A 19,716-nucleotide genomic window follows, 5' to 3' on the forward strand; every position below is an offset into this window, starting at 1 on the left:
TGGAACGATGCTGGTGGAGATCACCAAGCAGGAGGACACGCTCGCACCGGTAGGGCGGACACGCGACGCGGTAAGTCGGCTTCCCGAGGCTTTCAGCGCCGGGTTGGATCGGGCGCAGCGGTTCGCGAACGAGGTCGTCGAGAAGATGCGGGCGTTCCCCGAGCCGCCGGACCGGATCGCCGTCGAATTCGGTTTGAAGCTCTCTGCCAAGACCGGTGTCGTCGTCGCCGAATCGACGGGCGAGGCACATTTGAAGGTCACGGCCGAGTGGTCCGGTGGGCTGCCGCCCCGCGACGATGACGATGACGATGACGATGACGAGTCCATCGGAAGCGACGCCGGGAATCAATAAGTGACGTTTCCAGCGCGGGGACATGGCGCCGGCGGTTGGGAGGTTCCGCTGGCGTGGGCGCTCGTGCGCATACTCGAGTCGCCGTCTTCGCCTGATGACGCGGAGGCGGGCTCGCCGGATCCGATTGAGGACGGACGACGTCGTCACTGCGGGTTCGGCTTACTGGTCGACTCCGCCCGGGTGATCACCTGCGCTCATGTCGTCGCCCGCTCCCTCGGCGAGCCGGACGACTGCGAGGCTCCTCCGCCGGGAACCCGCGTGCAACTCGACTTCCCGCTTCTGGCGCCTGGCGAGGTGCTCACCGCCACCATCGAGGCCTGGGCGGCCATGGCGGATGACGGCCGTGGGGATGTGGCCGGGCTCGTACTGGACGATTACCCGCCGGCAGGTGCCCGTCCCCACGCGCTGGCGCGGAGCGGCGAGGTCAGCGGCCACGACATCATGATCTACGGCTACCAGGACCGGGCGGGGCACCAGCCGACCTGGGTGCCGTGTGCCGCCGTCGCGCCGGTCGAGGGTGGATGGCTGCAACTCGGTCTCGCCGAGTTCACCGGTGGTCTGCGGATTCGACCGGGTTTCAGCGGCAGCCCCGTTCTCGACCAGCAGACGGGGCAGGTCGTCGGGCTGACGGTCCGCGCCGACACGCGCGAGGGTGTGTGGCACGCGTACGCCGTGACCGGTGAGGTCGTCTTCGAGGCATGGGAACAACTGCGCGAGTCGCGCGGTCGCGCCAACCCGTTCAAGCTCCTCCGCCCGTTCGAGGCCGCCGACCGCAACGTGTTCTTCGGCCGAGACGCTCTCGCCGAGCAGACCCTAGAGAAGATCACCGGCCACGATCGCGCGCTGGTCACCGGGGCCTCCGGGACCGGCAAGACCTCGATGCTGAACGCCCTGGTCGTTCCGGGCCTGAATGAGATCGGCCGCGCCGTGCTCGTCCTCACACCGTCCGGGGACACGACGTTCTGGAACGACGTCGTCGAGGCGGTCGATATGACACGCCTTCCACTCGGGGCGGGACCAGCGGAAGCGCCACCGGCGGACAGTCCGCTGGACCTGAAGGTCTCCTGGCTGCGGGCGGCTCTGGGCGCCGAGCGCATCGTGCTCGTCTTCGACCAGTTCGAAGAACTCCTGTCGGCCGAGCCGACGAGAGTCCGCGACTACACCGACGAACTCAGCGAGTGGCCGACCGTACACGACCACGGTTCCCCGTACGTGCGGGTGGTCGTCGTCGTACGTGACGATCTTCTGCCGCGGTTGCGTCAGGTATGGCGAGCCGCTCCAGGGCCATCCGCGACGGTCACCGTGGGGCCGTTGAGCCGCGAACAACTCCTGCAGGCGGTGACCGGGCCGGTCACGGCGACGGGGTTCGTGCGGTACGAGGAACGGCTACCGGAACGGATCGTGACCGACCTCGGCACTCAGCCGTACTGTCTTCCCGCGCTCCAAGTGGTCTTGCATGATCTGTGGGAGCACGGCGTCACCGACGGTCTGCTGAGGCACAGCGTCTACCAGGAGCTCAACGGCCGGGACGGACCGTTGGCCGGTCATCTGCGCCGAACCTGGCACGGGCTGGCCGAGTCCACGCGCGCCAATGCCCGTGCGTTGTTCCTGAACCTTGTGGTCCCCGTCGGGGATGACGCGTTCGTCCGCCGGGTGGCCTACCGCTCGGAGATCGGGGAGGAACAGTGGGAGACGGCGGTCTCCCTGGCGTTTCACCGGTTGGTGGTCGTACGCGGTTCGGCCAGGAACGACGCGACGGTCGAGCTCGTCCATGACGCGCTACTGGTCCAGTGGCAGGAACTGGCAGAGCATCTCGCCGCGCATCGAGATCTGATCGAGTGGCGCGAGGACATGCGCCGCCGGGTCTCCGCCTGGCAGCGAAGTGGAGAGCAGCCCGGCCATCTGCTTCGCGGCAAGGCCCTGGCGCAGGAACTACGCCGGGTGAACCGGCTCGGTCCGGTGCTGACCGCCCCCGAAGCGCGGTTCCTGTCCGCCGCCCGGGCCCACCGGCGTCTACGTCGCCGGCGGCGGGCCATCGCCGCGGTCACGGTCGTCACGCTCCTGATCGCCCTCACCGGGGTCCTGCTGCGCCTGGACGGTTCCGCGGAGGAGGCCTCGCGAGGTGACCTGTCGCGGCGGCTGGCCGCCCAGAGCCAGGCGCTGACCGAATCGGACCCGGCCTTGTCGGCGCTGCTCGCGGCGGCGGCGTGGAAGACCTCCGAGACCCCCGAGGCTCGTTACAGCATGCTCAGGGTGCGGTACAGCCCGAATCGGGCGACGCTCATGGGCACCGGCGGTTCCTCTCTCGGCGGGGCCTTCAGCCCGGACGGCAGGCTGCTGGCCACCGGCGGAGGGCACAACGATGAGGCGATTCACCTGTGGGATACGCGCACGCACCGGCATCTGGCGCAGTTCTCACAGGGTGAGGGCACGATCTGGAACACCGCTTTCAGTCCCGACGGGAAGATGGTCGCGGGCGCCAGCAAGTTCGGTCATGTGGCGCTGGTCGATCTGACCGGCCGCCGCGTACGAAAGCTCGATCTGACCTCCCACTTCGACATCAGGGACGTGGCCTTCAGCCCGGACGGCCGCATCGTGGCCGGTGTCGCGGGTGACGTTCACCTGTGGGACACGACCACCGGCCGCGAGACGATTCCCGCCATCCGGCCGGCGGAAGGCGCGGAGAGCATCACGTTCGACGCTCGGCGGGGTCAGCTGATCACCGGCGGCAGAGACGGGGTCGTACGGTTCTGGACGTTGTCGGGCAGGCCCGTCGGCTCGCTGAAGGCCGCTGCCGGTCCGCCGGACAAGGCCGTGCTGTCGTACGTGGAGATCAGCGCAGACGGGAAGGTGCTGGTCACCTCGGACGCGAGCCGGCGCATCCGGGTGTGGGACGTTACCGGCCGCCGCCGAATCGGCGGCACGCTCACAGGATCCAGCGCGGCCGTCAGTCCCGACGGCAGGATCATCGCGTATGCCGACCACAAGTCGGTCCGACTATGGAACGTGGAACAGCGTCGGCCTGTCGGCGCCGCACTCACCGGCCACTTCGTCGACATCAACGGGATGGCGTTCAGTCCAGACGGCGGCACTCTCGCAACGACCAGTGGCGACACCACCGTCCGGCTCTGGGACATCGGCGCCTATCGCTCCATCGACGCGCCGTTGGCCGTCGCCTCCGGTAAGAACCTGAATACCGGGGGCGGTCCCGCCGATCCGCGAGAGGTTCCCGGTGGCGTTGACGAGGTCGCGTTCAGCCCGGACGGGAGGACACTGGCGACCGGAGGCGCCGACCTTCGACTATGGGATGTCGCCACGAAGAGGGAGATCGGGACACCCCTCGCGATCTACAACCACGGCTCCGGGAACACCGGGGTAGCGGGCAGGATCTCCTTCAGCCCGGACGGACGCTACCTTGTGGCGATCGGTGGGCAGGTGACCTCGAATGTCACCATCTGGGATCTCAGCACACGGCCGCCGATCCCGTACCCGCTCACCGACCATGGGAAGCCGATCGACGTCGGTCAGGTGGGCTTCGCCTCCGGTGTCTGGCGGATGTACTCCATCCCCGACCATGGTCGGATCGAAGTATGGGACCTTTCCTCGCGACGGGTGATCACCACCATCCCGGGCGACTTCACAGCGCTGAACGACCTCGCCGTCAGTCCTGACGGGAAGATGATCGCAACGTCGCACTACATCCTCCGGACGATTCAGCTCTTCGATATGGGCAAACGAAAATTGGTCGCGACACTGAATTCCGGCCATGCCAACGCTGTCCGTACCGTGGCGTTCTCGCCACAAGGGTCGCTCTTCGCGAGCGCCGGCGATGACCCCGACCCGCGCTTGTGGAACACCACGACGAGGGCCCCCGTGGGCGCACCTCTTCGAGGCCATTCTGGGCCGGTCTTCACGCTCGCCTTCAGCCCTGATGGTAAGACGCTCGCCGCAGCGGACGCGGATCACTCCGTACGGCTGTGGGACGTCGACTCCCGGCAACCGATAGGACAGCCGCTGACGGGCCACACGAGCGACATACGCTCAATGTCCTTCAGCCGGGACGGGAGGCTGATGGCCACCGGCAGCTCCGACGGCACCGTCCGGTTCTGGAGGATGACGCCGACCACCGACCTCCCCACCACGATGTGCCGGATAGCCGGACGCCCGCTGGAGGCCGCCGAATGGCATCGATACGCCCCCGGGGAAGAGATGCCTCACGTATGCGATTAGGGCCGGTCCGATCGCAGCGGGCGACCATCTCGTCGAGACGGTCGTTCACATTCTCTCCCCCGGAATGTCAGGCGAAGGTGTGGAGCCGGCGGCGGGGCGCAGGCCGATGGGAGGGAGGTACTCCCGTACGAGCCGGCGGTCCCACCAGCGGCCGGTCTCGCGGCGTTCGTGCCGCGTGGTGAAGCGGTAGCGGTACAGGCGGGCGCGGACGACGGCGGGCGGGACGTCCGGGAAAGGATTGCGCCGGAGGAGCCGGAGGATCGCCGGGTCGTTCTCCAGCAGCCGCTCGGCGAGCGGGACGATCCACGGCTCGGCGTACAGGGAGGACAGGCCAGCGAACCACATCATCCAGTCGAGCCGGAGATGGTACGGCGCGACCTGCGGCGGCCGCCGCCGCGGGTCGCCCGGTTTGCCCTTGAACTCGTACTCCCGCCACTCGCCGTCCGGGCCGGGGTCGGGGTCCGCACTGCCCTCGATGACGACCTCGTACCGGACCTTGGTGATGCTGCCGAACGCGCCGTAGGAGTTGACGAGGTGCAACGGGTTGAAGCTGGCGTTCATCCGCTGCCGCCGGGAGATCAGGTTGCGGGCCGGCCAGTAGCTCAGCACGGCGACCAGCGCGGTGACCGCGATGACGAGCGCCTGGTGCCACAGGGGCGCGGCGGTGGGGCGGGGGGCGCCGGCCAGGCCGAGGGCCCGCCAGTCCACGACCGAGGTCGCCAGGATCGCGGTGATCCAGTTCAGCCAGGCGAAGTTCCCCGAGACGATCAGCCAGAGCTGGGTGACGATGACGATCGCGGCGGCGACGGTGGCGTACGGCTGCGGCGCGAACAGGCCGAACGGGACGATCAGCTGGGTGACGTGGTTGGCCGCCACCTCGACGCGGTGCAGCCGCTTGGGCAGGTGGTGGAAGTACCAGCTGAGCGGGTTCGGCATCGGCTGGGTCTCGTGGTGGTAGTACAGGCAGGTCAGGTCGCGCCAGCACCGGTCGCCGCGCAGCTTGATCAGGCCCGCGCCGAACTCCAGGCGGAACAGCAGCCAGCGCAGCAGCCACAGGATCAGGACGGGCGGCGCGGTGCGCGCGTTGCCGAGGAAGATGGTCAGGAAGCCCGCCTCGCACAGCAGCGACTCCCAGCCGAAGCCGTACCAGACCTGCCCGACGTTGACGATGGACAGGTACAGCACCCACAGCACCGCCCACAGCGCCATCGACGCCCCGAGCGGCACCACGTCGGCGAGCCCCGCCAGGACGGCCGCGGACAGCGCCGTCCCGGCCCAGGCGACGGCCTCGAGGAAGCGGTCCGAGTAATGGGCGTGGAAGAGGCTCGGGGCCCGCCGGAACGACACCCTTCGCAGGTACGCCGGGACGGGGGTGAGGCCGCGTTCCCCCGCCAGCGCGCGGAACTGGTTCACGGCGCAGAGGAAGGCGAGCAGGTAGATCGCGGCGAGGCCCCGCTGGAAGATCAGCCGACCCGGCCAGTACCCGGGGTCCGTGAGCCACCGCACGGCCGTCGCACCTCCTCCCCGGCGAGTCGGAAGACGCGGCGCAGGGCGGTGCGGGCGGCGTGGTGCCCGCACATGCCGTGGACGCCGGGGCCCGGCGGCGTCGCGGAGGAGCAGAGGAAGACGCGCGGGTCCGGTGTGGCGTACGGGACCCGGGCCAGGGTCGGCCGGAAGAGCAGCCGCAGGTGGTCGCAGGCGCCACCGGCGATGTCGCCGCCGACGTTGTTCGGGTTGCGCGCCTCGATCGCGGCCGGTCCCGACACCGCGCGGGCGAGGACCAGGTCCGTGAACCCGGGCGCGAACCGCTCGATCTGGCGCTCGATCGCCCCGGTCAGGTCGCCCGGCCACCCGCGCGGCGCGTGCCCGTAGACCCACAGGACGTGGGAGCCCGCCGGGGCCCGGGACGGGTCGAACAGGCTCGGCTGGGCCACGATGAGGAACGGCCGCTCCGGCGGTGAACCGTCGTACGCGGCGCGCAGCGCCGTGCCGATCTCGGCGGACGACGGGCCGATGTGGACCGTGCCGGCGCGCCGGCACGCCTCGGCCGTCCACGGCACGGGGCCGGACAGCGCATAGTCGATCTTGAAGGCGGCCGGGCCGTGCCGGTACCGCCGGAGCCGGCCCGCGAACCGGTCCGGCAGCCGTGGCCCGGCGAGGGCGGCCAGGTGCTCGGGCATCACGTCGAGCAGGTACGCGCGGGCGGACGGCAGTTCGCCGAGGTCCCGTACGTGCCGCCCGGTCTCGATCCGGCCGCCGAGGGAGCGCAGGTGATCCGCCAGGGCCCCGGCGATCGCCTGGGAGCCGCCGGCCGGGAACGGCCAGCCCACCTCGTGGGCCGCGAGGGCGAACAGCAGCGCGATCCCCCCGGTCGCGGGCGTGGTGAGCGGCGCGATGGCGTGCGCGGCCAGCCCGGCGAGCAGGGCGGGACCGCGCTCGCCGCGGAAGAGCCGCGCCAGCAGCGCGGCGGGCGCGGCGGCCCGTACACCGAACCGGGCGAGCAGCAGCGGATGGGCGGGCAGGCCGTCGAGGGGGGCGCGCAGCACGTCGGGCGCGAGGTCCCGCCAGTGACCCAGGAAGGGCTCGACCAGGCGGCGGTACGCCGGGCCGTCCCGCCCGAGGGCGACCGAGGTCTCCTCGACGGACCGCGCGAGGATCGCGGCCGACCCGTCGGGGAACGGATGGGCGAGCGGGAGCGGCGGCTCGACCCAGGTGACGCCGTGCCGCTCCAGCGGCAGTCCGAGGAAGGCGGGCGACCCGGCGCCGAGCGGGTGCACGGCGGAGCACACGTCGTGCCGGAAGCCCGGCAGGGTCAGCTCCTCGGTGCGCGTCCCGCCGCCGATCTCCGGGGCCGCCTCGTACACCCGCACGCCGAGGCCGGCCCGGGCGAGCGTGACCGCCGCCGTCAGCCCGTTCGGACCGGCGCCGACCACGACCGCGTCGACTTCGACCATGAATCGTGGGCTGCCCCGCCCGCCGATCGTTACACCGTCCGGCGCGTCAGGGACGCGCGGCGCCCAGGTCGACCGGGAGCGACAGCGGGCCGATCGTGAAGAACGACGGCGAGTACGGGATGTCGTCCGGGTCGATGGCCAGGCGGAGCCCGGGGAACCGACGGTAGAGCGAGGCGAGCGCCAGCCTGCTCTCCAGGCGGGCCAGCGGCGCGCCGATGCAGTAGCGCGGGCCGTGCCCGAACCCGAGGTGCCCGGTCTGCTCGCGGGTGAGGTCGAACCGATCGGCCGTCTCGCCGTACTGCTCCGGGTCGACGCCCGTCGCCTGGTAGACCACGCCGACCGCGCTCCCCTTGGGGATGCGCACTCCCGAGATGGTCACGTCCTCCGCCGTGAACCGGAAGCTCGTCATCATCACCGAGTGGCGGTAGCGGAGGGTCTCCTCGACCACGTCGGCCCACCGGTCCCCGGCCTTGGCCAGCGCGAGCTGGTCCGGGTTCTGCGCGAGCGCCACGATGGCGTACCCGAGGAGGTGGACGGTGGTCTCGTGACCGGCGACCAGCATCAGCCACAGCACGCCGACCAGTTCCTCGGTGGTGAGCCGGTCGTCCTCGTCGCGGGCCTGGACCAGGCCGGAGGTGAGGTCGTCACCCGGCTCGCGCTGCTTGCGCTCGACGAGTTCGTGCAGGTATGTCTGCAGGCTGTGCTGCGTCGCGAACGCCACGTCCGGCGGCGTCGTGTGCGCCAGGAGTGTGGCGGTCCAGTCCCGCAGCCGCTGCCGTTCCCCGGCGGGCACGCCGAACAGCTCGCAGATCACCCACATCGGCAGCGCCTCGGTGAAGGCGGGCACGAGGTCGACGACACCGTCACCGGCGGCGACGTCGTCCAGCAGGCTGTCGATGATGTGCTGGATCCGCGGCTCCAGGGCCCGCACCCGGGCCGGGGTGAACGCCTTCCCGACCAGGCCGCGCAGGCGCCGGTGATCGTCTCCGTCCTTCGTCGACAGGTGACCGCCCTGGACGATCGCGCGCAGCGGCCAGTCGTCGGGGATCGTCCCGTCGTACAGGGCGGGCCAGTGCCTCGGCTCCCTGAGGAAGGTCCTGTTGTCCCCGGCGAGGATCTCCCGTACGGCGTTGTGGGTCAGTGCCAGGTAGGCGGCCACGCCTCCGGGGAACTCCACCTCGACCACGGGAGCGATCTCCCGGAGCCGGACGCAGGTGTCGAGCGGTTTCTCGTCGGCCGCAGGAAAGGGAGGGAGGGTGGTCGCCATGTAACGCCCTTGGGGTGAAGGAGCCCGGAAGAGAGGTCGCTACCCGGATACCCGCTCCCGGCACCAAGATCACCGAACCGGGCCATCAGTCACCCGATCGTTACGCGGCTCCCGGCCGACTACTGGTGCGCCGCCGGGGGGACACGCCACTCCAGGACGGTGCCGCCGCCGTCACGCGGGCGGATCTCGAAGGTGCCGCCGAGGGCCTCGGCGCGTTCGGCCATGTTCCGCAGGCCACTACGGCGGCCGCCCTCGGGGATGCCCACGCCGTCGTCCTCCACGCGCAGCACGAGTTCGTCCCCGACCATGAGGGAGACGGTGACGTGCCGGGCGCCGGAATGCCGCGCCGCGTTGGACAGGGCCTCCTGCAGGACCGCGACGGTCTGGTCCCCCGTGGCCTCGTCGACCACGATGTCCAGCAGGCCGTCCAGCCGGACGGCCGGGGCGAAGCCGAGGGTCTCGGCGGCGCTGTCGACGACGCCGTGCACGCGGGTCCGGAGGGTCTGCTCCATCGTGCTCTGCAACGCGAAGATCGTGGAGCGGATCTGCCGGATCGTGTTGTCGAGGTCGTCGACGGCCCGCTGTACGCGGTGGGCGACCTCCGGCTTCTCGGTGATCTTGATGGCGCTCATCAGGGTCATCGCCGTGGCGAACAGCCGCTGGATGACCGTGTCGTGCAGGTCCTTGGCGATCCGGTCGCGGTCCTCCAGGACGACGAGACGCTCCGCGTCCCTGCGGCGGCCCGCCAGCTCCAGCCCGACCGCGGCCTGGGCCGCGAACGGCTCCAGCAGGCGGCGCACCGGCTCGCCGAAGACGGGCTTGCCGGGGGCGTTCACGACGGACAGCACGCCACGGGCGCCGCTACCGAGCCCCAGCGGCACGATCAGCGCCGGGCCGGTCGGCACCGCCTCGGGGACGCCGAGGCGGTGCTCGGCCGCCACCGTGTCGGTGAGCACGAGCGGCTCGCCGCTGCGGAACACCCGGCCGGCCAGCGACCCGTCGATCGGCACCCGGAGCCCGCGCAGCCCGTCGGCGCGCTCCCCGGCCACCGCCGCGACGGCCAGTTCGCCGCCCTCGACGAGCGCCACCATGGCCATGTCCGCGTCACAGATCTCCCGGGCGCGCTCGGCGACGAGCTCGATCACGTCGCCGGCCTGCGTGCCGGACAGCAGCGTCGTCGACACCTCCGCCGACGCCTGCAGCCAGCGTTCCCGGCGCCGGGCCTCCTGGTAGAGCCGGGCGTTCTCGATCGCCACGCCCGCCGCGGTGGCGAGCGCGGTGACCACGCTCTCGTCGTCCTCGTCGAACTCGCCGCCGCCGGCCTTCTCGGTGAGGTACAGGTTGCCGAACACCTCTTCGCGCACCCGGATCGGCACGCCCAGGAAGCCGCGCATCGGCGGATGACCGGCCGGGAAGCCGGCGGACTCCGGGTGCGCGGCCAGGTCCGGCAGCCGCAGCGGACGCGGGTCCTTGATCAGCAGGCCGAGGATGCCTTCGCCGTGCGGCCAGTGGTCGATCCCGGCGATCTCCTCCTCGCTGATCCCCACGGTGACGAACTGCACGAGCCGTCCGCCGTCACCGATGACGCCGAGCGCGCCGTAGCGGGCCTCCACGAGCGTGGTCGCGGCCTCGACGATGCGCCGCAGGACCGTCTCCAGCTCCAGGTCGCTGCCGATCGACACCACGGCCTCGAGGAGCGCATGGACCCGGTCCCGCGTGGCCAGGACCGCGGCGAGCCGGGACTGCAGCTCGCCGAGGAGATCGTCCAGGCGCAGCTGCGGGAGTGACAGACGGTCGTGCTCGTCTCCGGGCGAAACCTGCGACACGTGGACGCTTCCTCTCGACGGGACCGGCGGCGTTCCCTCCTATCATCGGCGTCCCTCCACCGTCCCGCCACTCCGGGCCGGCGGTCCTCCGGGGCGGAGGGTCGTTCCGCCCGTGAGGTCGCGCCCGGTCAGCGGGGCGCGCGGGCGGGCACGGTCCGCTCGGCGACCCGGCCCGCGTCCAGGACCACGATCTCGTCGACCTCGTCCAGGCCCGCCCGGTCGTGCGTGATGAGGAGCGTGGTCCGCCCGCGCGTCGCGGACAGCAGGTCCGCGGTGAGCGCCCGCCGGGTCGGCTCGTCCAGGTGGACGGTCGGCTCGTCGAGGATGAGGACCGCCGGGTCGGCGAGCAGGGCGCGGGCCAGTGCGAGCCGCTGCCGTTCCCCACCGGAGATCGCTTCGCCGTGCGCGCCGACGGGGGTGTCCCAGCCCAGGGGGAGCGACTCGATCCACTCCAGCAGCCGGGCGTCCAGGGCCGCGGCGCGCAGTTCGCCGTCCGTGGCCGCGGGCCGGGCGAGCCGGAGGTTCTCCCTGATCGTCGTGTCGAAGACGTACGGGTCCTGCGGGCAGCCGCCGATCACCCGCCGCACGTCGTCGGGGTCGTACGCGGCCAGGTCCACGCCGTTCAGCGTGGCCGTTCCGGCGTCAAGGTCGGCGAAGCGCAGCAGCACGGCGGCGAGCGTGCTCTTGCCCGCGCCGCTCGGCCCGACCACCGCGACGCGCCGGCCCGGAGTGAGGTCGAGGTCGACGCCGTCGAGCGCGCGCACCGGGCCGTACGTGACGCGGGCTCCGCGCAGCCGCACCGTGACCGGCGCCTCCGGAGGCGGGGCGGGACGGGCGGGGGCAGGGACCGGCTCGGGCGTGTCGAGGACGCCGGTGATCCGCGCCGCCGCCGCGCCCGCCTCGCTGACCTGGGCGGCCGCGGCGGGCAGCGGGCTGACCGCCTCGAAGGCGGCGAGCGCCGTCAGGACCAGCACCGCGAGCGGTACCCGTGGTTCGACCGCCAGGACGCCGAGCAGCAGGACCGCCCAGACGGTAAGGCCGGCGAGCAGGGCGCCCAGGCCCGCGCCGGCGGCCCGCGCGAGCGCGCTGCGCCTGGCGTGCTCGGTCAGGTCGGCGTCGGTGCGGTGCACGCCGTCGAGGGCGGCGCCCACCGCGCCGTACGCACGCAGTTCGGCGGACCCCTCCAAGAGGTCGACGACCTGGGTCGTCAGGCGGGCACGGGACGCGGCGGTCTCCCGGCCGGCGCGGCGGGCGATCCCGGCCGACAGCAGCGGGACCGCCACGCCGGCGAGGAGCAGCCCGGCGGCCAGCGCCGCTCCGCCCGGCACCAGGATCGCGGCGCACACGGCGACGGCCCCGCCGCCGGCGAGGGCGGCCGCCGCGGGCGGGACGATGCCGCGGACGAACAGGTCCTGGGTCGCGTCGACGTCGGAGACCAGGCGGGCGAGCAGATCCCCCGAGCGCAGGTCGCGCAGCGGGACGAGACGCTCGAGCTTGCGGTACACGCGTACCCGCACGTCGGCCAGCACGCGGAAGGCCGCGTCGTGCGCGATGAGCCGTTCGGCGTAGCGGAAGACCCCGCGGCCGATGCCGAGGGCCCGGACCGCGACGACCGCGACGGCGAGCGCCGTGACGTTCGGGTGCTGGGCCGCGCGGGCGATGAGGTACCCGGAGACGGCGAGCAGCGCGATTCCGGCGGCGGTCGTGGTCGCGCCCGCGAGCACGGCGAGGATGAGCCGTCCCCGCAGCGGCCGGGCCAGTGCCAGGAGCCGCAGGAGGGGGTCGCGGCGGACGGCCGGGCGCAGTGTGGTCTCGATGGTCATGCCGGTTCCATCTCTCGCAGGCGGCCGGCGGTCAGGCCGGTGACGCGGTCGGCGGCGGCCGTCCACGCGGCGTCGTGGGTGACGAGCACGACGGTGCGGCCGGCCATGAGGCGCTCGACCGCGTGGCGGACGACTCGGGCGTTCTCGTCGTCCAGGTGCGCGGTCGGCTCGTCCAGCAGCAGGATCGGCGCGTCGCGCAGGAACGCCCGGGCCAGCGCGATCCGCTGCCGCTGGCCGGAGGACAGGCGCAGGCCGCGTTCGCCGACGTCGGTGCCGTAGCCGTCGGGCAGCGCGGCCACGAACTCCGCCGCGCCCGCGAGACGCGCGGCGTCGCGGACCGCGTCCGGTGAGGCGTCCGGGTTCCCGAGCCGGATGTTGTCGGCGACCGTCCCGGCGAACAGGTGCGGGTGCTGCGGGACCCAGGCGATCCGGCGCAGCCATTCGTCTTCGGGGATCGTCTCGAAGGAGGTGCTCCCGGACTCCGGCCGGACGAAGCCCAGCAGGACGGCCAGGAGCGTGCTCTTGCCGGCGCCGCTCGGGCCGGTGACGACGAGGCGCTCCCCCGGCTCCACGGTCAGGGAGACGTCGTCGAGCGCGGGCGCGTCCCGGTCGGGGTGGCGCACGGTCACCCCGTCGAGCCGGATCGCGGCGCCACCGGTCGTGCCCCCACCGCTGGGAGCGGCGGACGCGGCCCCGCCGGTCCCGGTGCCGGACGCGGCTCCGCGGATCGCGCCGCCGTCGGCCAGGGCGGCGGGGGCGTCCTCGCCGGTCGCCGGAGCAGCGGCGGGCCGCCGCCGGGCCCCGAGAGGCTCGGGGGCCTCGATGAGGTCGAGGACGCGCTGCGCCGCGGTGACGCCCTCCATTCCCGCGTGGTACTGCGCGCCGACGTTCCGCAGCGGGAGGTACGCCTCCGGCGCCAGCAGCAGGACGAACAGCGCCTTCTCGTACGGCAGGCCGCCGCTGAGGAGGCGCAGGCCGACCTCGACCGCGACGAGCGCCACGGCGAGGGTGGAGAGGAGTTCGAGCACGAGGGCGGACAGAAAAGCCACGCGCAGGGTCCGCATCGTGGCCCGCCGGTGCGCCGCCGTGATGTCCCGGATGATTGCCGCCTGGGCCTTGGCGCGGTTGAAGACCTTGAGCGTCGGAAGGCCCTCGACCACGTCGAGGAAGTGGCCGCCGAGACGTTCGAGCAGGAGCCACTGGCGCTCCGTCCGCGCCTGGGTCTGCAGGCCGACGAGGACCATGAAGATCGGGATGAGCGGCAGCGTCACCGCGATGACCAGCGCCGACAGCGGGTCCACACCGGCGGCGACGGCGAGGACCGCCAGAGGGGTCAGGCAGGCGAGGACGAGCTGCGGCAGGTAGCGCGCGAAGTAGGCGTCGAGGGCGTCCAGCCCGCGGGTCGCGAGCGTGGCCACCTCCCCAGCCGCCCGGCCGGGCCGCTCGACCGCGCGGGCGATGAGCCGCCGCCGGAGCTGTGAGCGGACCAGGGCCGCGGCCCGCAGGGCGCTCGCCTCGCCTCCGTACGCGGCGAGCGCCCGGCCCGCGACGACGGCGAGCAGCGCTGCCAGGGTCGCCGCCACGGCCCCATGGCCCGCGAGCACGTGCGCGAGCAGACCGGCCTGGGCCAGCACCAGGCCGGTGGTGACGAGGCCCAGGGCGACGGTGAGCACGAGGTGGGCGCGGGCCGCCGTCGCGTACCGGGGCAGCCGCGGGTCGAACGGCTTCATGCCGAGGTTCCCTCCGGCGTCGCCGGCTTCGCGATCCCCTCCGGCCTCGCGGGCCCCTTAGCCGCCGGGGACGCCGCGGGCGTGGCGGCCGGGATGACGTCACGGGTGAGCCGCGCCCGGAAGACCCAGTACGTCCACGCCTGGTACGCGAGGACCACCGGCGTGAAGATCACGGCGACCCAGGTCATGACGGTCAGCGTGTAGTGCGTCGAGGCCGCGTTGTGCACGGTCAGGCCGAACGCCTCGTTCGTCGTGGAGGGCAGGACGTGCGGCCACAGGTCCCCGAAGAGGGTCGCGACCGACAGGACGACGGTCAGGGCGGTGCCGGCGAACGCCCAGCCGTCCCGGCCGCGCAGCGCCGCGGTCACCGCGGCGAGCAGCGCGACGGCGGCGGCCGACGCGGTGACCCAGGTGGCCGCCTTGCCGTGGCCGGCCTGCGTGATGAGCAGGAAGGCGGCGGCGACCGCGACGACCGGCGGCCAGATCCGGGTGAGCAGCAGGCGGGCCCGGTCGCGCACCTCACCGCGCGTCTTCAGCGCGAGGAACACCGCGCCGTGCAGGGTGAACAGGCCGAACGTCGTCAGCCCGGCGAGCAGGCCGTACGGGTTGAGGAGCGTGAAGAGGGTGCCGGTGTAGTGGTGTTCGGCGTTGAGCGGTACGCCGCGCACGATGTTGGCGAAGGCGACGCCCCACAGCAGGGCGGGCACCGCCGAGCCCCAGAAGATCGCGCGGTCCCAGTTCCGCCGCCACCGCGCGCTGTCGATCTTGCCGCGGTACTCGAAGGCCAGGCCCCGGACGATCAGCGCGACGAGGATGATCAGGAGGGCGAGGTAGAAGCCGCTGAAGAGGGAGGCGTACCACTCCGGGAAGGCGGCGAAGGTGGCCCCGCCGGCGACGAGCAGCCAGACCTCGTTGCCGTCCCAGACGGGCCCGATGGCGTTGATCATGACCCTGCGGTCGATGTCGCTGTGCGGATCCCGGCGCGGGGCCAGGGCGGGCAGGAGGATCCCGACGCCGAAGTCGAAGCCCTCGAGCACGAAGTACCCGGTCCACAGCACGGCGATCAGGACGAACCAGACGGTCGTCAGTTCCATGGTGAGTCCTCGGTCAGTAGGAGAAGGCGGGCAGCGGGTCCTCGGTCGCCGTCTCCTCTTCCGAGGGCGGTCCCGACCGCACGTACCGGACCATGAGCGCGCCGGCGATGACGGCGAGCACCGCGTACAGGAGCGTGAAGACGGTCAGCGAGGTGACGACGCTGCCGAGGCCGACACCCGGGGAGACACCGTCCTTCGTCCGCAGCACGCCGAAGACGGTCCACGGCTGACGGCCGATCTCGGTGAAGATCCAGCCCATCGTGTTCGCCAGGAACGGCAGGGCCATCGACGCGAGCGCGGCGCGGTAGAACCAGCGGTTGCCCCGGCGCTGGAACCACAGCCCGGCCAGCGCGAGCAGCCCGGCGAGGAACCCGAACCCGATCATCAGGCGGAAGCTCCAGTAGGTGACCGGGACGACCGGCTTGTACGACCCGGCGCCGTACTTGGCCTCGTACGCCTTCTGCAGGTCGTCGATGCCCTCGACCTTCCCGTTCGGGTCGCCGGTGGCCATGAAGGACAGGACGTGCGGGGCGCGGACGCTCCACAGTTCCCGGCCGCCGTCCAGCGAGCCGATCGTGAACAGTGAGAAGGACGCGGGCGCGGAGGTGGTGTACAGGGCCTCGGCGGCGGCCATCTTCATCGGCTGCTGCTTGGTCATGATCCGTGCCTGCAGGTCACCGGAGACGCTGACGCCGATCGCCGCGATGAGGGAGACGACCAGGCCGTACCGCATCGCCTTGCCGAACAGGACGGTTTCGTTCTTCCGCGCCAGGTGCCAGGCGCTGACGCCGATCAGGAAGACGCCTCCGGTGAGGAACGCGCCGAACAGCACGTGCGGGAAGGTCACGAGGGTCGTGGAGTTGGTGAGGACCTTGGAGATGCTGGTCAGCTCGGCGCGGTGGGTGACCGGGTTGAGGCGGTAGCCGACCGGGTGCTGCATCCAGGAGTTGGCCGCGAGGATGAAGTAGGCCGACAGGTTCGTGCCGAGGGCCGCGAGCCAGATGGTGGCCAGGTGCAGGCGCGGCGAGAGCTTATCCCAGCCGAAGATCCACAGGCCGAGGAAAGTGGACTCGAGGAAGAAGGCCAGCAGGCCCTCCATCGCGAGGGGGGCGCCGAAGATGTCGCCGACGAACCTGGAGTAGTCCGACCAGTTCATGCCGAACTGGAACTCCTGCACGATCCCGGTGACGACGCCGATGGCGAAGTTGATCAGGAAGAGCTTCCCGAAGAATTTCGTCATGCGCAGGTACACGGGGTCCCTGCGCACGTACCACGCGGTCTGCATGCCGGCCACGAGGATGGACAGCCCGATGGTGAGCGGTACGAAGATGAAGTGGTAGACGGTCGTGATCCCGAACTGCCATCGGGCCACGTCGAGTGCTGTCACGGTTCCCCTCTTCTCAGGACGCATCCGGAAGCCGCTTTTCTGCGGCCTCCAGCGCATCACCCGAGGGGGGTGCCGGAGGAGAGACCAAGGTCCCGACGGCCGGGGACCTCAGGGCCCGGCCGCCGGGCCCGCGCGAGCGGCGGTCAGATGCCGCCGGAGAAGGTGTTACAGCGTGACGGCTCGCCGGTGTCGTACCCGGTGGAGAACCAGTGCTCGCGCTGCGCGGCCGTGCCGTGGGTGAAGCTCTCCGGGTCGACGCGTCCCCGCGCGCGCTGCTGGATGCGGTCGTCGCCGACCGCGCCGGCGGCGTCGAGGGCCTCGGCGATGTCGCTCTGGGTGAACGGCTTGCTGAAGAAGCCGGTCTGCACCCCGTGCTTGGCCCACACCCCGGCGTAGCAGTCGGCCTGCAGCTCCAGGCGGACGGAGGCGCTGGTCGCGCCCTGCCGGTCGCCGCCGACCCGGTCCATGGTGCCGAGCAGGTCCTGGACGTGGTGGCCGTACTCGTGCGCGACGACGTACGCCTGCGCGAACGGGCCGCCCTTGGCGCCGAACTTCTCCTGCAGCTCCTGGAAGAAGCCCAGGTCGAGGTAGACGCGCTTGTCGCCGGGGCAGTAGAACGGGCCGACCTCGGAGGTGGCGGCGCCGCACGCGGTCGACGTCTGCCCGCTGAACAGCCGGGTGCGCGCCACCGTGTACGTCTTGCCCCGGTCGGTGAACTCCTTCTTCCAGTACGCCTGGACGCTGTTGACGACGCCGACGATGCGGCAGTCGTCGGCCTGGTCGGCGTCGGCGCCCGTACGACACTTCGAGGACAGGCTGCCCGCGGGCGGCGCGCCGCCGGTGCCGCCACCGCCTCCCCCGCCGATGATGTGGCCCGGGTTGACGCCGAAGAGCACCGCGGCGACCAGGGCGATCAGGCCGATCGCGCCGCCGCCGATGGCCATCCCGCCGAAGGGCATGCCGCGCGCGTCCTCGACCTGGGACGCGTCGAGCCCGGCATCGTCGTCGAAGTCCACCAGAAACCTCCCGTGCGTGGTACGACGGGTGGATCCCCCGTGGGCACGGAATTTAACAGGACTTCACCAGACCATGACGGCGGACGCGAGGCGGCGCACGAGATTCTCGTCGACGTCATGGCCCAGGCCGGGCCCCGGCGGCACCGGGACGAGCCCGTCGGCCGCCCGGATCGGTGGCTCGACGACGTCCCGCTGGTAGTACTTGTCCGAGCCGGACACGTCGCTGGGCAGGGTGAAGCCGGGCAGCGACGCGATCGCGACGTTGGCGGCCCGCCCGACGCCGAACTCGTGCATGCCGCCGCACCAGACCTGCCAGCCCGCCGCGACGGCGCGGGCGTGCGCGGCCCGGGCCCGCGCGAGACCGCCCATGCGCGAGACCTTGATGTTGAGGATGCGGCCCGCCTGGAGGGTGATGGCGGTGTCGAGCCGGTCCAAATCCTCCACCGACTCGTCCAGGCAGAGCGGCGTGGCGATCCGGGCCTGCAGCCGGGCGTGCGCGGCGAGGGCCCCCGGGGCGTACGGCTGCTCGATCATCGTCAGGCCGAAGTCGTCGAGTTCGCTGAACACCGCGCCCTGGTCCTCGGTGTACGCGCCGTTGGCGTCGACGTGCAGGGGCAGGCCGGGGCGGGCGGCGCGGACCGCGCGCACGGGTTCGACGTCCCAACCCGGAGCGATCTTCAGTTTGATCCTGCGGTAGCCCTCGGCGGCGTACCGGTCGACCTGGGCCAGCAGGTCGTCGACGGTCCGCTCGATGCCGAGGCTGACGCCCGCCTCGATGGCCGTCCTGGTCCCGCCGAGCGCCCGCGCCAGCGGCAGGTCCGTCGCCCGGCACCACAGGTCCCAGCAGGCCATCTCGAAGCCCGCCTTGGCGAACTCGTGGCCGCGGATCCGCGCCCACACCGCGCCGACGTCGCCGGGATGCGTCCAGTCCGCGGCGAGGAGGGCGGGCGCGAGATACCGGTCGGCCATGAGCAGGCAGTCCTCCACGGTCTCCGGGCAGTAGTACGGGTCGGAGGGCGAGGCGATCTCCCCCCAGCCGACCATTCCGTCACCGTCCTGGACCCGGACGAGGATGTGCTCCAGGTACGCCTTGCGGTGGGAGCTGGTCTCGAAGGCGCGCACGAGCGGCAGGCTCACCCGGAACGCCTCGATCTTCGACACCCGCGGCACGGCGCCTCACCCCTCCCCCGGACCGTCCGGCCGTACCCGGTCCGCGGGCCGGAACCGGTAGACCGCCGTGTCCTCCGTGCACGTCTCACAGGAGATCGCGGCGTACCCCTCGTCGATCAGCCGCCGCATCGCGGCCGCGAGGTCGTCGCGGACCCGGAGCGACGTCGCGCGGTCCCGGGCGACCAGGGCGTCCCAGTCCCGGGGCGCGCCCAGCAGCACGTCGCCGCCCTCGCGGCGCGTCTCTCCCCAGCCGGCGTACGCGGGCGGCGGGGCGGACGGCCCGGGCGGCCGGAGCAGATCCCACTCGACGATCAGCCGGTCCGTGCGCATGCCCGGATCGCGTCCGATGTCCTCGACGCCGTAGAAGTCGCGCAGGAACCAGCGGCCCGTCGCGCCGAGCACGTCCAGGTTGAAGTGGGCGTTGTGCGTACGGACCGGGTCGAACGCCCAGCGCATCCGGGTGACGCCGCCGGCCAGGACGTAGTCGCGCTGGCTGAGCTTCAGCGCCCGGCCCACGCCGCGCCGCTGCCAGTCCGGCCGGACCGCCGCCACCTGCGAGTAGTGGTAGACCGTTCCACCGTCCGAGCCCAGGAAGCCGTACGTGAACCCGACCAGCTCGTCCCCGGCGAACGCGCCGATGACCGACCCGGCGTTGCGCTGCAGCGCGGCCAGCAGCCGCGGGCTGACGGCGGGGTCCGTGGGGCTCAGCGCGAACGCGGCGCGGTACACCTCCACCCCGGCCCGCATCTCGGCGGAGGTGGTGAGCGGCCGCACGGTCAGCTGCGGCGTGAGGGGCGGCAAGAGGTGCTCACGGGTACGCTCGGTGCAGGGCTGCTACCTGCGACTTCTTCCATTATCGACCTGAGG

General features: G+C 72.3%; 13 protein-coding genes. 2 read left to right on the forward strand and 11 right to left on the reverse strand.

Translation table 11 applies throughout. The features are described from left to right. Nucleotides 1-7: 7 nt before the first annotated feature. Nucleotides 8-352: a CU044_2847 family protein gene (locus NE235_RS18490; protein WP_252804550.1), complete on the forward strand. Its 345-nt coding sequence runs from the start codon at nt 8-10 to the stop codon at nt 350-352. 63 nt (nt 353-415) lie between these two features. Further along, nucleotides 416-4,582 (forward strand): nSTAND1 domain-containing NTPase, encoded by a 4,167-nt coding sequence (locus NE235_RS18495; RefSeq protein WP_308206104.1) that lies wholly within the window; start codon nt 416-418, stop codon nt 4,580-4,582. Nucleotides 4,583-4,627: 45 nt separating this feature from the next. Here the strand turns inward: NE235_RS18495 and NE235_RS18500 are convergent, their stop codons facing one another. The 11 genes from NE235_RS18500 to NE235_RS18550 form a co-directional block, all read right to left on the reverse strand. Further along, nucleotides 4,628-6,088 (reverse strand): lipase maturation factor family protein, encoded by a 1,461-nt coding sequence (locus NE235_RS18500; RefSeq protein ID WP_252804553.1) that lies wholly within the window; start codon nt 6,086-6,088, stop codon nt 4,628-4,630. Next, entirely contained in the window at nt 6,046-7,536 is a 1,491-nt protein-coding gene (locus tag NE235_RS18505) for a phytoene desaturase family protein (RefSeq protein WP_252804554.1), read from the reverse strand. The genes NE235_RS18500 and NE235_RS18505 overlap by 43 nt, the downstream gene beginning before the upstream one ends. A 46-nt stretch (nt 7,537-7,582) precedes the next feature. Then, complete coding sequence (locus NE235_RS18510) at nt 7,583-8,803, reverse strand: cytochrome P450 family protein (RefSeq protein ID WP_252804557.1); 1,221 nt, start codon at nt 8,801-8,803, stop codon at nt 7,583-7,585. Between the two features lie 119 nt (nt 8,804-8,922). Beyond that, nucleotides 8,923-10,629, reverse strand: a complete 1,707-nt coding sequence (locus NE235_RS18515; RefSeq protein WP_252804559.1) for a sensor histidine kinase — start codon at nt 10,627-10,629, stop codon at nt 8,923-8,925. Nucleotides 10,630-10,757: 128 nt separating this feature from the next. Continuing rightward, on the reverse strand, nt 10,758-12,452 hold the full coding sequence (gene cydC / locus NE235_RS18520; RefSeq protein ID WP_252804561.1) for a thiol reductant ABC exporter subunit CydC: 1,695 nt from the start codon (nt 12,450-12,452) through the stop codon (nt 10,758-10,760). Beyond that, on the reverse strand, nt 12,449-14,182 hold the full coding sequence (cydD, locus tag NE235_RS18525; protein WP_252804563.1) for a thiol reductant ABC exporter subunit CydD: 1,734 nt from the start codon (nt 14,180-14,182) through the stop codon (nt 12,449-12,451). The genes cydC and cydD overlap by 4 nt, the downstream gene beginning before the upstream one ends. Further along, nucleotides 14,179-15,276: a cytochrome d ubiquinol oxidase subunit II gene (cydB, locus tag NE235_RS18530; protein ID WP_252804565.1), complete on the reverse strand. Its 1,098-nt coding sequence runs from the start codon at nt 15,274-15,276 to the stop codon at nt 14,179-14,181. Before cydB ends, cydD begins: the two co-directional genes overlap by 4 nt. Before the next feature lie 13 nt (nt 15,277-15,289). Continuing rightward, complete coding sequence (locus NE235_RS18535) at nt 15,290-16,663, reverse strand: cytochrome ubiquinol oxidase subunit I (RefSeq protein ID WP_252804566.1); 1,374 nt, start codon at nt 16,661-16,663, stop codon at nt 15,290-15,292. A 143-nt stretch (nt 16,664-16,806) separates the two neighbouring features. Continuing rightward, nucleotides 16,807-17,679, reverse strand: a complete 873-nt coding sequence (ypfJ, locus tag NE235_RS18540; RefSeq protein WP_252804568.1) for a KPN_02809 family neutral zinc metallopeptidase — start codon at nt 17,677-17,679, stop codon at nt 16,807-16,809. Nucleotides 17,680-17,742: 63 nt separating this feature from the next. Then, nucleotides 17,743-18,849, reverse strand: coding sequence for an o-succinylbenzoate synthase (gene menC, locus NE235_RS18545; RefSeq protein WP_252804569.1), 1,107 nt, complete (start codon nt 18,847-18,849; stop codon nt 17,743-17,745). A gap of 6 nt (nt 18,850-18,855) precedes the next feature. Beyond that, a complete protein-coding gene (locus tag NE235_RS18550) occupies nt 18,856-19,650 on the reverse strand; it encodes a GNAT family N-acetyltransferase (RefSeq protein ID WP_252804571.1) in 795 nt (264 codons plus the stop codon). Nucleotides 19,651-19,716 lie beyond the last annotated feature (66 nt).

Source organism: Actinoallomurus spadix, from assembly GCF_024055725.1.
Taxonomy (GTDB): domain Bacteria; phylum Actinomycetota; class Actinomycetes; order Streptosporangiales; family Streptosporangiaceae; genus Actinoallomurus; species Actinoallomurus spadix.